General features: G+C 64.9%; 12 protein-coding genes. 8 read left to right on the top strand and 4 right to left on the bottom strand.

The window, feature by feature from the left end:
• Window positions 1–16 precede the first annotated feature (16 nt).
• Together BG61_RS39870 and BG61_RS39135 are read right to left on the bottom strand one after the other, a co-directional pair.
• On the bottom strand, window positions 17–778 hold the full coding sequence (locus tag BG61_RS39870) for a hypothetical protein (RefSeq protein WP_232256317.1): 762 nt from the start codon (window positions 776–778) through the stop codon (window positions 17–19).
• Window positions 741–1,334 (bottom strand): PAAR domain-containing protein, encoded by a 594-nt coding sequence (locus BG61_RS39135; protein WP_161783657.1) that lies wholly within the window; start codon window positions 1,332–1,334, stop codon window positions 741–743. The genes BG61_RS39870 and BG61_RS39135 overlap by 38 nt, the downstream gene beginning before the upstream one ends.
• A 435-nt stretch (window positions 1,335–1,769) precedes the next feature.
• Here BG61_RS39135 and BG61_RS03850 point away from each other — a divergent pair, with 435 nt between their 5' ends.
• The 5 genes from BG61_RS03850 to BG61_RS03830 all read left to right on the top strand — a co-directional run bounded on the left by BG61_RS03850 (window position 1,770) and on the right by BG61_RS03830 (window position 5,844).
• Window positions 1,770–2,297 carry a 2,4'-dihydroxyacetophenone dioxygenase family protein gene (locus tag BG61_RS03850; RefSeq protein WP_035935457.1) on the top strand — a complete coding sequence of 176 codons (528 nt, stop codon included), beginning with the start codon at window positions 1,770–1,772 and terminating at the stop codon, window positions 2,295–2,297.
• Window positions 2,298–2,378: 81 nt separating this feature from the next.
• On the top strand, window positions 2,379–3,680 hold the full coding sequence (locus BG61_RS03845) for an MFS transporter (protein WP_035935169.1): 1,302 nt from the start codon (window positions 2,379–2,381) through the stop codon (window positions 3,678–3,680).
• Between the two features lie 15 nt (window positions 3,681–3,695).
• Window positions 3,696–4,424, top strand: a complete 729-nt coding sequence (locus BG61_RS03840; protein WP_035935166.1) for an SDR family NAD(P)-dependent oxidoreductase — start codon at window positions 3,696–3,698, stop codon at window positions 4,422–4,424.
• 85 nt (window positions 4,425–4,509) lie between these two features.
• A complete protein-coding gene (locus BG61_RS03835) occupies window positions 4,510–5,328 on the top strand; it encodes an IclR family transcriptional regulator (RefSeq protein WP_370818082.1) in 819 nt (272 codons plus the stop codon).
• Between the two features lie 69 nt (window positions 5,329–5,397).
• Entirely contained in the window at window positions 5,398–5,844 is a 447-nt protein-coding gene (locus BG61_RS03830; protein ID WP_052040559.1) for a DUF3574 domain-containing protein, read from the top strand.
• Window positions 5,845–5,875: 31 nt separating this feature from the next.
• Here BG61_RS03830 and BG61_RS03825 read toward each other — a convergent pair whose 3' ends face one another.
• Together BG61_RS03825 and BG61_RS03820 are read right to left on the bottom strand one after the other, a co-directional pair.
• Complete coding sequence (locus BG61_RS03825; RefSeq protein WP_035935162.1) at window positions 5,876–6,637, bottom strand: DUF4410 domain-containing protein; 762 nt, start codon at window positions 6,635–6,637, stop codon at window positions 5,876–5,878.
• 235 nt (window positions 6,638–6,872) lie between these two features.
• Window positions 6,873–7,691 carry a DUF72 domain-containing protein gene (locus BG61_RS03820; RefSeq protein ID WP_035935160.1) on the bottom strand — a complete coding sequence of 273 codons (819 nt, stop codon included), beginning with the start codon at window positions 7,689–7,691 and terminating at the stop codon, window positions 6,873–6,875.
• 648 nt (window positions 7,692–8,339) lie between these two features.
• Between BG61_RS03820 and BG61_RS03815 the strand changes: the two genes are divergently transcribed.
• The 3 genes from BG61_RS03815 to pgaC are packed head-to-tail and all read left to right on the top strand — an operon-like array spanning window position 8,340 to window position 13,795.
• Window positions 8,340–10,370, top strand: coding sequence for a PgaA family protein (locus tag BG61_RS03815; RefSeq protein WP_035935158.1), 2,031 nt, complete (start codon window positions 8,340–8,342; stop codon window positions 10,368–10,370).
• 6 nt (window positions 10,371–10,376) lie between these two features.
• Window positions 10,377–12,419, top strand: coding sequence for a poly-beta-1,6-N-acetyl-D-glucosamine N-deacetylase PgaB (gene pgaB, locus BG61_RS03810; protein WP_035935156.1), 2,043 nt, complete (start codon window positions 10,377–10,379; stop codon window positions 12,417–12,419).
• A gap of 32 nt (window positions 12,420–12,451) precedes the next feature.
• Entirely contained in the window at window positions 12,452–13,795 is a 1,344-nt protein-coding gene (gene pgaC, locus BG61_RS03805; RefSeq protein WP_035935155.1) for a poly-beta-1,6-N-acetyl-D-glucosamine synthase, read from the top strand.
• Window positions 13,796–13,810 lie beyond the last annotated feature (15 nt).

Here is a 13,810-nt window from a genome sequence, read left to right as displayed (position 1 = left end):
GAGTATCTCGGGTCCTTCAAACCGGGTCACGCTGATCGATGGTGCCGCCTTGTCGAACAAGAGGCAACTGTCCATGACCGCTTCGGATGGACGCTCTGCTCGGGCCATCAGGCATAGCGCCCATAAAGCCATGAAAATAATCGGACGCATCATTTGTATTCCTTTGCTCGGGTAACTCGAAGCCAGTCGCGCCCATAGCACCAGAAAATTGTTCCCCCGATGCCAGCCGTAGATTCATACACCCACAAATATCGTCCCATTTCGAGTTGCTCGGTCCTGATCGTCCATTCACCCGCTTCCTGACCGTCCTGTAGAGAATCCTCGTCGTCCCGGAATCGCTTATTCCATGGACGTTGTGGGCAGGGTCACTGATGTGGATTCCCGATCTAACCTTGGCGTGCCGGGCGTAGTTCGATTTGATATCGGCGCCGTCCCAGAAGTACGCTCCCTTGGAGTAGTCCGGACCGCCCGCGAAGGCGTTCCGTGCTGCATTCACCGCGTCGGACATTGCGGTGCTTCTTGCGATGTCCGTTTCCGATGCCCTCATGAGCCTCGCGTAGCGTGCATTGCCGTCCGTACGCACGAAGGAAAAGTTTCTATCTTTCGAGGTGAAGGCTTCGATGGTCCAATACCCGCGCGACTTCATCTGACGCACCATAACGCTTGCGAGCGCTGCCATTTCTTCATATTGGTCGAGCGTGGATGATTCGCCATACACAATGGCGGCGAGCAATCGCTCTTCAGAAGTGAGGAGAGACGCCTTCAGGGGATCCGTCATGCGAAACCCCCCGGGATTTGTCCAGCCACAACACAATGCTCATCGCGACGCGCCCACCCACCACAGCGCTGCGCCCGCCAAAGCTGGCGTCTTGGTTGACACGACGGCCGTCGCAGAAGAGGTCGTGTCGGTAGCCTTCCTCTGGTCTTCCTGTCTTTGCGTCGACGAGTTCGAAATATTGCTCGATGACTTCGTCCGATTCGTTCGATGATTGCGCGCCATTGTCAGACGGACCGAACAATGGCTGCATCAACGCGTGACTACCGCCCCTGTTCACTTGAATCGTGAATATATTCTGTGAGGCGAGCACCCGTGGCTTGGTAGGACATTTGCAGTGGACGCGAGCACCTTCAACGAGAATGTCCTTCCCCATGAGTGTGAAGCTGGGATCACAGTCATTGAAGACCAGTCCACCTGTTTTGCACGCGGGGCATGTCGCAAAGTCGCCCCGCACCGCCATGCGCGTGCCGTGGTGAGTCGAGTTGTCCGTGCCTATGAGCACGCCTCCCGTAGTGGTCCTGTCGCCATCCAGCAGGGCGCACCGGATATCAGTCATTCCCCGCTCCTTCGCCGTTGCTCGTTTGCCCACCTGCGCCGTCTGGCAGTTCGCGGGCCGTGCGAACGTGGTCAGGCTGTCCGTCTGGCGACTGCCAGTTAACGAGGTAATCGAGGTCCGACTCAGTGCAAAGGACCTGACCGCATGGCCGGGCATTGACACTTCCGTAGGTCTTCAAGGCGGTATTCCTCCGAAGAATCGAACGTTCCTCTGTACGCAAAGCGCCACGGAATGTCATTGAGAAAAGTACGAAACAGCTGCCGCAACTCCCTGCCTTCGCTTAGGGGCGCATTAAAACGACCGGCGTGCGTGCCCGGCCATTGCCGATAGCCTCAAGAATCGATGCGAAATATCGTCTTGACACCAATCCGATACGCGCGGAAGATTTGTCCACAATACGACTTATTGATCCACAATATGGACAAAGGAGACGCGATGACAGCGCCCAACCCCGCTGCGGACGCCATGACGCCCTACCAGTTTCCCAACCCTCCCGAGGCGGCGAAGGAGATCGTCGTTCAGAACGCGATTCCCACCGACGAGCGCCTCTGGGTGCCGCAAGCCGAGAACGTCTGGTTCCGGCCGCTGTGCCTGAACGTCTCGACGGGCTACTGGATGAACCTGCTGCGCGTGCGCAAGTCCGGCGTGCTGTCGCGCCACCGTCATCCGCAGGCGGTGCACGGCATGGTGCTCAAGGGCAGATGGCGCTACCTGGAGCACGACTGGATCGCCACCGAAGGCAGCTACGTGTTCGAGCCGCCCGGCGAGACGCACACGCTCTACGTGCCGGAAGACGTGGAGGAAATGATCACGTATTTCCAGGTCAACGGCGTGATGTATTACTGCGATCCCTACGGCCAGTTCACCGGCTACGAAGACGTCTTCACCAAGGTCGACATGTGCCGCACACACTTCACGGAGGTCGGCCTCGGCGCGGATTTCGTCGATCAGTTCATCCGCTGACACATCCACGGCAGCACCCGCATCGCGTTAAAACAGACAACACCTTCCATTGAGACTCGAAAGAGCACCGGAGGAGACACCATGCAGGCAAAGTCCCCGCGCCTCAAGCGCATTCAATGGGTCGCACTCACGTTCCTCACGCTGGCGGGAATCGTGAACTATCTCGACCGCAGCACGCTGTCGATCGCCAATCATTCGGTCAGCCAGGAGCTGGGGCTTTCCGCCTCGCAGATGGGCCTGCTGCTCTCGGCGTTTTCGTTCGCGTACGCGTTCTCGCAATTGCCGGTCGGCGTGATGCTCGACCGCTTCGGCGCCCGCGTGATGCTCGGGCTCGGCATGTTCGTGTGGTCGGTCGCGCAGCTGTTCGGCGGGTTCGTCACGACCCTGCACCAGTTCCTCATCGCGCGCATCGCGCTCGGCATCGGCGAGGCGCCGCAGTTTCCCGCGGGCGCGAAGGTGGTGAGCGAATGGTTCGCGCTGCGCGAGCGCGGCCGGCCGACCGGCATCTTCACGACCTCCTCGACCATCGGTCCGGCCCTCGCGCCGCCGATCCTCACGGCGCTCCTGCTCGTGTTCGGCTGGCGCTACATGTTCGTCATCATGGGCGTGCTCGGCATCGCGGTGGCGATCGGCTGGTACATCGTGTATCGCAACCGCGCCGATGTGCCGCTCGACGCGCAGGAAGTGTCGCATCTCACCGAAGGCGAACCGCAACAGCGCGCCGAGCGCCAGATGAGCTTCGCGGAATGGCGCGGCCTCTTCGGCAAGGCGACGACCTGGGGCATGATCTTCGGCTTCATGGGCGTGATCTACATGGTGTGGCTGTATCTCACGTGGCTGCCCGCCTATCTCGAACACGAACGCCATCTGACGATCGCAAAGACCGGCTGGATCGTCTCGATTCCCTATCTGTTCGGCACGCTCGGCATGCTGTCGAGCGGCTTCGTCGCGGACGGCCTCATGGCGCGCGGCGTCGCGCCGATCCGAAGCCGCAAGTGGCCGATCTGCACCGGCCTGATCGGCGCGGCGCTCTTCACCGTGCCCGCCGCATTCACGCCGAACCTCACGCTCGCGATCGTGTACCTGTCCGCGGCAATGTACTTCGTCAACCTCGCGAGCGGGGCCGCGTGGGCGCTCGTGAGCGTGGCGGCGCCGCGCCACATGGTGGCCTCGCTTGGCAGCATCCAGAACTTCGGCGGCTATTTCGGCGGCTCGTTCGCGCCGTTCATCACCGGCCTCGTGGTCGACAAGACGCACTCGTTCGTCAACGCGTTCCTGATCAGCGCGGGCGTCGCGTTCGCCGCCGCGCTCGTCTACATGTTCGTCGTGCGCATGCCGATTCAGGACTCGGAGCACAGCGCATCCGCCGTGCCCGCCGTTTAACTTTTCATACCCGACATGACTTTTCAGGCTGATCTGTTCAAAGGCAAGACCGTTCTCGTGACCGGCGGCACGCAGGGCATCGGCGCGGGCATCGCGCAGCAGTTCGCGGCGCTCGGCGCGCGCGTGATCGCGGCGGGCATCGCGCCGACCGAGGCGCAGCGCGAGGCGCTCGGGCACGGCGTGGAGGTCGCGCCGCTCGACGTCGCCGACGAAGCGAGCGTGGCGGCGCTCGTCGGGCGCGTCGATACGCTCGACGTGCTCGTGAACTGCGCGGGCATGATCCGGCGCGGCGACGAGCACGACATCGACGTGTTCGAGCGCGTGCTCGCCGTGAACCTGAGCGGCACGATGCGCATGTGCGCGGCGGCGCGCGAGCGCCTGAAGGCGAGCGGCGGCGCGATCGTGAACACGGCGTCGATGCTGAGTTTCTTCGGCGGCGGGCTCGTGCCCGCCTACAGCGCGAGCAAGGGCGGCGTCGCGCAGCTCACGAAGTCGCTTGCCATTGCGTACGCGGCCGACGGCATTCGCGTGAACGCGGTCGCGCCCGGCTGGATCGCGACGCCGCTCACGCAAGCCCTGCAGGACGACGACGGCCGCTCGCAAACCATCCTGGAACGCACGCCGATGAAGCGCTGGGGCCAGCCCGAGGACGTGGCGCAGGTGGTCGCGTTCCTGTGCTCACCGGCGGCGGCGTTCATGACGGGCGCGATCGTACCCGTCGACGGCGGCTACCTGGTGGCCTGACACGAAAGGAGAGCGCGCCGCGTCGCTATAATCGGGCATTGCAGATACACCGGCATTCGCGCCTCCTTTTCGCGCAAGTTCGCGCATGCCTTCTCCGACGCTCATGCCCGCACCCTCCGATCTCATCGCTCCCGACGCCAAGGCCACCGGCACCGCCGCGTTCTCGAAGTTCATGGCGGTCCTGCAACTGATCGCCGACGCCGCCGACGCACCGACCATCGCGCAACTCGCCGCGCTGACGGGCTACCCGCGCCCGACGGTGTACCGCATCGTCGGGGCGCTGATCGCCGAGGGGCTCGTCGTCGAAACGCGGCATGGTGCCTCCTATGCGCTCGGTCCGCGCCTGATGTCGCTCGCGAGCCGCAGCTGGGAGCGCTCCGACCTGCGCATCGCGGCAACGGAAGCGCTGCAGACGCTGCGCGACGTCACGCAGGAAACCGTGCACCTCGCCGTGCGCAGCGGCTCGGAGATGGTCTACATCGAGAAGCTCGAAAGCCCGCATGCGGTGCGCATGGCATCGCGCATCGGAACGCGCGTGACGCTCTATTCGAGCTCGGTCGGCAAGGCGTACCTGTCCGCGCTGCCCCGCGCGGATCGCGACGCGCTGCTGCGCGGCCTGACCTTCGAGCGCTTCACGCCGAACACGATCACCGCACGCGACGCGCTCGACGCCGAGCTCGACGCCACGCGCGAGCGCGGCTATGCGGAGGACCGCGAGGAGAACGAGGCGCAGATCTTCTGCTACGGCAGCGCGATTCTCGATTCGAACGGCCGGCCGCTCGCGTGCGTGAGCATCAGCATTCCGCTCTTCAGAAAGTGCGCGACACCGCTCGAAACCTATGTGACGCCGCTGAAGGACGCGTGCCGCGCGATCGCCGGGCGGGCGGGGCCGGGCGCGCGATAACGCAGTCCAGACGGCTTCGCTCCTATAATCCGCCGATAGCGCTCTGCGCAGTTCGCGGATTACCACAGGATGAACCTCTTGCCGTCCATGTCCCGCTTCAGCGCCGCCGCGGCCCTCGCGTTCATGCTGGCCGCGACGGGCTGCGCCGCCATGCACGAGCACCAGTCCGAGCCCGAACCCGCATGCAGGCCCGGCGAAGCGCGCAGCATCCACGACCTGATGTACTTCGGCACCAGCCGGGCTTCCGGAATCGTCTCGGCCGAGGAGTGGTCGGCGTTTCTCCGAACCTCGGTCACGCCACGCTTTCCTTCGGGACTGACCGTCTGGGAGGCGTCGGGGCAATGGCGGGACGCCGACGGCGCCATGGTCCGCGAGGGTTCGTACGTGCTGAGCGTCGTGCACCCCGACGACCAAACCAGCGAGGCCGCCGTGCGCGCCATCGGCGCGGAGTACAAGGCGCGTTTCACTCAGGAGGCGGTGCTCCGGGTGCGGAGCGTCGCCTGCGCATCCTTCTAGCGGCGCGCGACGTCGCATCGCGCGGGGCCGCTCAGCCCTTGATGCGTCCGCTCGACATCCAGCCCTCGGACACGCCGATCTCGGCCACCTGCTTCGCGATGGAATCGGCGAGCCGCTTCGCGTCCGACGACACGACGTCGTGCTTCGATTCCGACACCGCATGCAAGCCGCCGCCCGCCGCCGCCGACACCGCGACATGTCCCGCCACTGCCCCTACACCCGCCGTCTCCGCGACGCCCGGCATCTTCCCGCTGTCGCCGGTGGCATCGAAGCTCTGCACGAGCCGCGGCACGCCGCCCGCCGGCTTGTAGAGCAACTGCACCGAGGTCGTGACCCGGCTCTCCCCCGCGCCCATGCCGATCAGCGTGCGCCGCCTGCGATTGCCCGAATCGATCGTGTCGAAGTGGCCCTCCACGATCAGCACGTTCTGGTCGGTGGGCGCGGGGATGTCGGAGCGGATCGCGCGCAGGCCCATCGACTGCAACTGGGTCACGATTTCGTTCGCCACCTCTTCACGCACCGCGACGGCCTGCTGCGACTGCTGGTCAGCCGCCGACGTGCCGTCGATCCGCGATTTCAGCTTCTGCATCATGCCGCTGTCGAGCTTCACCTCGTCGGGCGAGCTGTCGAACGTGTAGACATAGATGTTGTCCGGCCGGATGTCCGGCGCGGCCGAATACTGGCTCGCGTTGGTGATGCCGCCGGCGCACCCGGTGAGCGCTGCGCAGAAAGCCAGCGCTGCCGTTGCGCGAAGAATGCCCTTGCGACCCGAGAAACCCAATGAAGTAAACATGTTCACCCTGTCATCGGCACCGATGTGCCTTCGTTGACTCAACCTGTCGTCCGATGACTGTGACTGTGCGAACGCGGAACCGCTGCTCATCGGCGACTTCGACTGTTGCCGGCGCTTCTTGCTACGCTGGCGACGGAATGGAGTATGGGTGAACGCCGGTGCAAACACTACGCAGGAATTATGTCGCGCCATGTCATGGCAAGGTGCCCGGAGCGCCGCCCCGCCGGGGCGGCGGCTACGCCTCGAGCCGCTCGATCAGCGCCATGGCGGCGGCCGGGTTGTGCGCCTTGTGGCCGCTGATCACGTACAGGAAGACGTCGCGCGCCGTCTCCGTGGCGGGCTTGCCGAACGCATCGAGACCCTCCGGCATGCCGCCCGCCGCCCACGTGCGCGCGCGCCCGGTCCAGAGATCGAGCGCCTTGCGGGAATATCCCTGCGCATGCGTCTCGCTCGTGCCCATGATCCGCGCATACACGAACGGCGCGGTCAGGTCCGCGATCTGCGGATACTTCGAATCCCCCGCGACAACGATTGCGACCCCGTGCTTGCGCGCGAGCGCAACGAATGCCGCGTCGCGAAAGCTCTCGTGCCGCACTTCGACCGCATGGCGGATCGCGCGTCCTTCGACACGCTTCGGCAGCAATGCGAGAAATGCGCCGAAGTCGTCGGCGTCGAACTGCTTGGTCGGCGCGAACTGCCAGTTGACCGGGCCGAGCTTGTCCTTCAGTTCGAGCACGCCGCTCGCAAAGAAGCGCTCGACCGATTCACCCGCCGAAGCAAGCTCGCGCCGGTTGGTCGCAAAGCGCGGCGCCTTCAGCGAGAACACGAAATCGTCGGGCGTCTCGTCGTGCCATTTCATGAAGGTGGCGGGCTTCTGCGATCCGTAGAAGGTGCCGTTGACCTCGATCGTGGTCAGCATGCGGCTTGCATGTTCGAGTTCGCGCTTCTGCGCGAGCCCTTCCGGATAGAACGTCCCCCGCCACGGCTCGAACGTCCAGCCGCCGATACCGACTCGAATCCGTGCCGTCTTGCCGCTTCCTTTCCGGGTTGCCATCGGACGCTCCCTCGACGCATGAAGCGCCCAGTGTAGCGAATCGGCGACACGGCGGCTGCGAGCGTCTCTCTGTGACGCGGCTGTGTACCTGCCGCAATTTCGCCATGCGACTCGTTACGCCGAAGGGTGGCCTTTCGTACATAGTCGTTCGCGGTAAATGCAGACAATCCGGTCGAACGGTTTTCGTTGCGTCGCAATAAGCCATAAGCAACATGCGATGCGAAACGCGAGTCGTCAGAAAGTCCGGGGCCATGGCGTATTGGCAATATCGTGCCTCGCGAAAAGAAGAGCGTGACCAACAGGCATCAGAAAGTCGGGGAGCAGGGCTTCAGCAAGCGTCGAGGTTCCGAACGTCCGATCGATGAGCAGCGGCATCGGTCGAGCGCATCCGAATCACCGGCGCATTGAGGACTCACTGCATTCCACATCGAGCATGCGACGTTCGTGCGAGTGAGCCGGGCAACCGGCGGCTTCCCGCATGGCCTGCGCGTGCCCGAAACCAATTCAGGCGTGAGCCGTGGCAACACGTGCACGCGCCGAACGGGAAAACCAGCAGTCATTTCACTTGGACGCCGCGATTCGGGATCGCCAGGCGCCGGGGACTCCTTTTGTCCGCAACGCAGCAACACCTCCCATGAGAGAGGGAACATGAAAAAAAAACGCCATAGCCGTACGAGGAACACCGCACTCAAAGCCACCGCACTGCTGCTCGTCATGCTCGCGTCGGAGCAGTGCGTCATCGCACAGACGACGCCGCCCGCATCCACGGGCAAGGCAGGCGAGGGCGCGGTGCGCACCGACCGCGACGAATACCGTCGGCGCATCTTCGAACAGGCGACGGCCGGATCGCCGCAAACCGCGCTCGAGGATGCGCGCAAGCGCCCCGATGCGTTCTCCGTCAAGGACATGCTGCAGATCGAGGCGCTCGGCGTCTCGACCGAAGTGCGCTGGGGCCGCCAGCAGGCGCTCGCGTCGAACGATGCGGACCGCCTCTCGCAGACCTGGCTCGCGCTGCGCCACATCGACGACATGCTCACGCGCATCCCCGAAAGCGACGACTACGCGGATGTGCGCCGCTCGATGCTGGCGGAGCGCGTTGCCGCCCTGCAGGGGCTCGGCCGCATGCGGGAAGCGTGTGCGCTGTACGAGACGCTCTCGCTCTCGATCGAGCCGTTGCCCGCGCATACGTACGCGGCAGCCGGCGAGGCGTACACCTATATCGACCGCCCGAAGCAAGCCGCCGCTGCGTTCGAGCTCGCGCTCACCACGCCGAACGAACCCCTGCTGCCGACGCTCGAACCGCATGCGCTCAGGCGGATCGACGTGCAGGAGGGACTCTTCTTCGCCTACCTCGACCAGGGGCGCTACGAAGACGCGCAGAAGTTCCTGGAAGTGACCGCGAAGAGCACGCCGATGTACGCCGACCTCGCCGAACATCCGGAAGACCTGAGCGAAGACTATGGCCGCGTGAAGAAGCTGCAGGCGCAGTACCTGCTCTACACGAACCGCACGCGCGAAGGCGTCGAGGCGCTCGATTCGCTGCATCACGACGCGCCGTTCGATCCGTCGCTCATCAGCGCGCGCTCCGACGCGGCGCTCGTGCGCCAGCGCCCGCACGATGCGCAAAAGCTCTATGAAGGCACGCTCGTCGATCACCCCGGCGATGTCGAGACGCTCGCGGGCCTGGGCAAGACCTCGCTCGAGCTGTACCAGTACGACCGCGCGGCCGAGGTCAATGCCACCTTCGGCGACCGCTTTCCCGAAAGCGGCTCGGTGAACAAGTTCGATCGCGAATTCGGCGTGTACCAGAGCCCGCAGCTGATCGTTGCAGGCAACGGGCAGAAAGGCAACTCGGTGCTCGCGGACAACAACTGGGGCATCGACACGCAGCTCTACTCGCAGCCGATCGCGCAGTACTGGCGCGTGTTCGCCCATCAGTTCAGCGGCCGCGCAGACACCGGTGACGGCGAGAGCGTGAGCCGCGTGCGCAACGGCGTCGGCGGCGACTTCCGCTACTACGGCTGGGATGCGGCCGCCGAGGTGAACCACTCGACAGGCCCGCAGGCGCGCACCGGCTTCGCGGGCACGCTCGCCTTCGAACCGGACGACCACTGGAAATTCTCCACCGGCGTCGACACGAGCGACAACGCGCTGCCGTGGAAGGCGTATCAGGCCGGCATCACGGGCCGCACCGCGAGCGCCGCCGCGCGCTATCGCTTCGACGACTACCGGTACTTCGACCTGGGCTACGGCGTGTCGCGCTACAGCGACGACAACCTGCACCAGCAATGGAACGCGACGTGGTATGAGCGCCTCTTCCAGTCGCCGCGCCACGAGGTCTCCATGTGGGTCGACCTCAACACGAACGGCAACACCGTGGCGAACACGGAGTACTTCAACCCGCACCGCGACATCACCGCGCAGGTGACGGCGATGTATCAGTGGACGCCGTGGCGCGAAGTGGACAAGTCCTTCAGCCAGCGCGTGTACGGCACCGTCGGCGCCTACCGGCAAACGGACATCGGCAACAGCGGGCTGTGGGAAGTGCGGCTCGAACAGCAGTGGCAGTTCGGCACCAAGGCGGCGCTCGCGTACGGCATCGGCATGTCGAGCCAGCGCCAGGACCACACGCGCGAGTACAGCAAGCTCATCTACCTGAACCTCAACATTCCGCTCTAGGCCATCATGGACAAGCTCAATCGTCGGCGCTTCCTCAGCTTCGCCGCGGCGCTCTCCGCCGCTCCCGCTGCCCAGGCGGCGATCAGTCTCGACCTCCTGCCGCCGCCCGACAAGGACGACGGCAAGACCTTCCGCGTAATCGCGATCCACGACGTGCGCGACGACCTGCGCGCCGATCTCTCGACCGTCGCGGACACCTGCGCGATCAGCACCGCCACGCTCAACACGATCTTCGCTTGGATCAAGGCGAAGGACTTCCGCCCGGTGAGCGTCGACCAGATCATCGCCTCGCGCAACGGCGGACCGCGCCTGCCGCAGCGCGCGATCCTCCTCACCTTCGACGACGCCTACAAGAGCCAGTACACGAAGGTGTTTCCGCTGCTCAAGCAGTACGGCTATCCGGGGCTCGTCGGCGTGGTCACGCGCTGGACCGACACGCCGCGCGGCCAGCCGGTGCGCATCAGCCACAAGTCGGTGATGCCGCCCGACTACTTCATGAGCTGGGACGATCTGCGCGAGATGGCCCAGTCGGGGCTCGTCGAACTCGCGTCGCATACGCACGACATGCATCACGGCGCCCTCGCGAATCCGCAGGGCAACGAGCTGCCGGCCGCGAGCGCGCACCTGTATCTCGAACCGCTCAAGCGTTACGAAACCGACGAGGAATATCACGCGCGCATCCATGGCGACCTGAAGCAGAGCGTGGACCTGATCCGCCAGCAGACCGGCGTCAGCGTACGCTCGGCCGTATGGCCCTACGGCATGTACAACGCGGCGCTGATCCGCGCGTCGCAGCAGCTCGGCATGGGCGTGCACTTCACGCTCGACGACGGCCCGAACACGCCCGATGTGCCGCTCACGAAAATCCGGCGTCTCCTCGTCTCGTACGACTGGGATGTCGGCACGATGATCGGCCAGTTCCGCTCGGAGTCGTCGTATCGCGGCGAGCGCAATCCTGTCGAGCGCGTGGTGAACGTCTCGCTCGACGATGTGTACGACGTCGAGCCCGCCAGGCGCGAAGAAAAACTCTCGAAGCTGCTCGACCGCATCAAGGAACTCGAGCCGAAGTCGGTCTACCTGCGCGCCTACTCCGACCCGGACGGCACCGGCGTCGCGCAGGCGCTGTATTTCCCGAGCCGGCACATGCCGATGCGCGCCGACCTGTTCAATCGCGTGGCGTGGCAGCTGATCACGCGCGCCGGCGTGCAGGTGTATGCGCGCATGCCGCTCCTCGCCTTCGCGCTGCCCGCCGGGCACACGGCGGCGGGGAACGTCGTCAGATCGGTGGCGCCCCCGGAAGCTCGCGCAGGTGCCGCGAACGTGCGGCGCCTGAGCCCCTTCGACAGCCAGGCGCGCGGCGTGATCCGCGAGATCTACGACGACCTGACGAAGTACGCGAGCTTCAACGGCGTCGTCTTCGACGAAGACGCGACGCTCGGCCAGTACGAGGACGCGAGCGCCCCCGCGCTTGCCACGTATGCGAGCTGGGGCCTGCCCGCGGACATCGCGCAGATCCACGCGTCGCCGGACTCGATGAAGCGCTGGTCGCGCGGCAAGACCGATCACCTGATCGCATTCACCCAGGAGCTTGCGCAACTGGTGCGCGAGTACCAGGGCGGCGGCAACGTGCTCACCGCGCGCAGCCTGCCCGCCGATGCCGTGCTCAACGCCGACTCCGACGCGATGCTCGCGCAGAGCCTCGACGCCTTCGTCGCGAGCTACGACTTCGTCGCGCTCTCCGCATGGCCCACTGAGCCCGGCGAAAAGGTCTCGGCGGCATGGCTCGACAAGCTTTCTCGCGCGGTGGCGGCGCACCCCGGTGCGCGTGCGAAAACGGTCTTCGAATTGCAGACGGTGGATGCGGCCACACAACAGCACGTCGCGACCGAAGTGCTGCGCGAGCAGATGAAGCGCCTGAACGCGGACGGCGTGGTCCATCTCGGCTACACGCCCGACGACTTCCTCGCCAACCGGCCCGACACCACCGTACTGCGCGACGTGATGTCGATACAGAACGCGGTGCGGCTCAAGCAGGGGATGCTCGTCTGACAGCACCACAAGAACAATATACGAGAGATCAAATGAAAAACGTGATGGGCGTGATATCGAACTTTGTCTTTTACTACCCGCTGCTGATGGCCTATCTGTGGATGGTCGGCGGCATCCTGCATTTCGTGCTGATCGAGCGGAAGGACCGCGGCAAGACCGCAGCCGACCCGCTGCGCGAGTATCCGAAGGTGTCGGTCGTGGTGCCGTGCTACAACGAGGCGGACAACGTGCGCGAGGTGATCGCCTGCCTCGACAAGCTCGACTATCCGAACTACAACATCATCGCCGTCAACGACGGCAGCCGCGATGCGACCGGCGAGATCCTCAACGAGCTCGTCGACGCGTATCCGAAGCTGGTCGTGATTCACCAGAACCAGAACGAGGGCAAGGCGATCGGCCTCACGACCGCCGCCATGCTCACCGACGCCGAGTTCCTGATGTGCATCGACGGCGATTCGCTGCTGGACCCGCAGGCGCTCGGATGGATGCTGCGGCACTTCCAGGACGACCCGAGCGTCGGCGCGGTCACGGGCAACCCGCGCATCCGCACGCGCACGTCGCTGCTCGGGCGCATGCAGGTGGGCGAGTTCTCGTCGATCGTCGGACTCATCAAGCGCACGCAACAGATGTATGGACGGCTCCTGACCGTATCCGGCGTGGTCTCCATGTTCCGCAAGAGCGCGCTGCGCGAAGTGGGCTACTGGAGCTCGGACATGCTGACCGAGGACATCGACATCAGCTGGAAGCTGCAGGTGGGCGGCTGGCAGATCCATTTCGAGCCGCGCGCGCTCAGCTGGATCCTGATGCCCGAGACGTTCCGCGGCCTCTACAAGCAGCGGCTGCGCTGGGCGAAGGGCGGCATCCAGGTGCTGCTCAAATATGCGGTCGAAGTGGTGACGCGCCGCAAGCTGATGATGTGGCCGATCTTCATCGAATACGCGATCAGCATCGTGTGGGCCTACTGCATGCTCTTCACGCTCGTGATGATGCTTTGCACCGCGGCCTTCACGCTGCCCGAGGAATGGCGCTTCGCCGCCGTGCCGCGCGGCGCGGGCGTGTTCCTCTTCGCGACCTGCTGCATGCAGATTCTGGTCGGCTGCGTGATCGATCGCCGCTACGACACGAACCTGCTGCGCTATTTCCTCGACACGGTCTGGTACCCGGTCGCGTTCTGGGCCATCAGCATGATCGCATCGGTGATCGCACTGCCTGGCGTCATCGCTCAGCGGCGCCGCTCGCGTGCCCGCTGGGTGAGCCCGGATCGCGGCATCCGTGCGGGCACCGACACGCTCGACGGCTCCGCTTCACCGCAACAGGCAATTCAGTCGCAGCATGCAGGTCAACTCGAAGCAGTCCAACTAGAAGCACGTTCCTGACAGGAGACCAATAAA

Source organism: Caballeronia glathei (assembly GCF_000698595.1).
Classification (GTDB): domain Bacteria; phylum Pseudomonadota; class Gammaproteobacteria; order Burkholderiales; family Burkholderiaceae; genus Caballeronia; species Caballeronia glathei.
This window is presented reverse-complemented; position numbering and strand designations above follow the sequence as displayed.

Coding starts and splice junctions, on each gene's coding strand:
- BG61_RS39870 (WP_232256317.1), bottom strand. CDS start 778: ATGACGGATCCCCTGAAGGCGTCTCTCCTCACTTCTGAAGAGCGATTG.
- BG61_RS39135 (WP_161783657.1), bottom strand. CDS start 1,334: ATGACTGATATCCGGTGCGCCCTGCTGGATGGCGACAGGACCACTACG.
- BG61_RS03850 (WP_035935457.1), top strand. CDS start 1,770: ATGACAGCGCCCAACCCCGCTGCGGACGCCATGACGCCCTACCAGTTT.
- BG61_RS03845 (WP_035935169.1), top strand. CDS start 2,379: ATGCAGGCAAAGTCCCCGCGCCTCAAGCGCATTCAATGGGTCGCACTC.
- BG61_RS03840 (WP_035935166.1), top strand. CDS start 3,696: ATGACTTTTCAGGCTGATCTGTTCAAAGGCAAGACCGTTCTCGTGACC.
- BG61_RS03835 (WP_370818082.1), top strand. CDS start 4,510: ATGCCTTCTCCGACGCTCATGCCCGCACCCTCCGATCTCATCGCTCCC.
- BG61_RS03830 (WP_052040559.1), top strand. CDS start 5,398: ATGAACCTCTTGCCGTCCATGTCCCGCTTCAGCGCCGCCGCGGCCCTC.
- BG61_RS03825 (WP_035935162.1), bottom strand. CDS start 6,637: ATGTTTACTTCATTGGGTTTCTCGGGTCGCAAGGGCATTCTTCGCGCA.
- BG61_RS03820 (WP_035935160.1), bottom strand. CDS start 7,691: ATGGCAACCCGGAAAGGAAGCGGCAAGACGGCACGGATTCGAGTCGGT.
- BG61_RS03815 (WP_035935158.1), top strand. CDS start 8,340: ATGAAAAAAAAACGCCATAGCCGTACGAGGAACACCGCACTCAAAGCC.
- pgaB (WP_035935156.1), top strand. CDS start 10,377: ATGGACAAGCTCAATCGTCGGCGCTTCCTCAGCTTCGCCGCGGCGCTC.
- pgaC (WP_035935155.1), top strand. CDS start 12,452: ATGAAAAACGTGATGGGCGTGATATCGAACTTTGTCTTTTACTACCCG.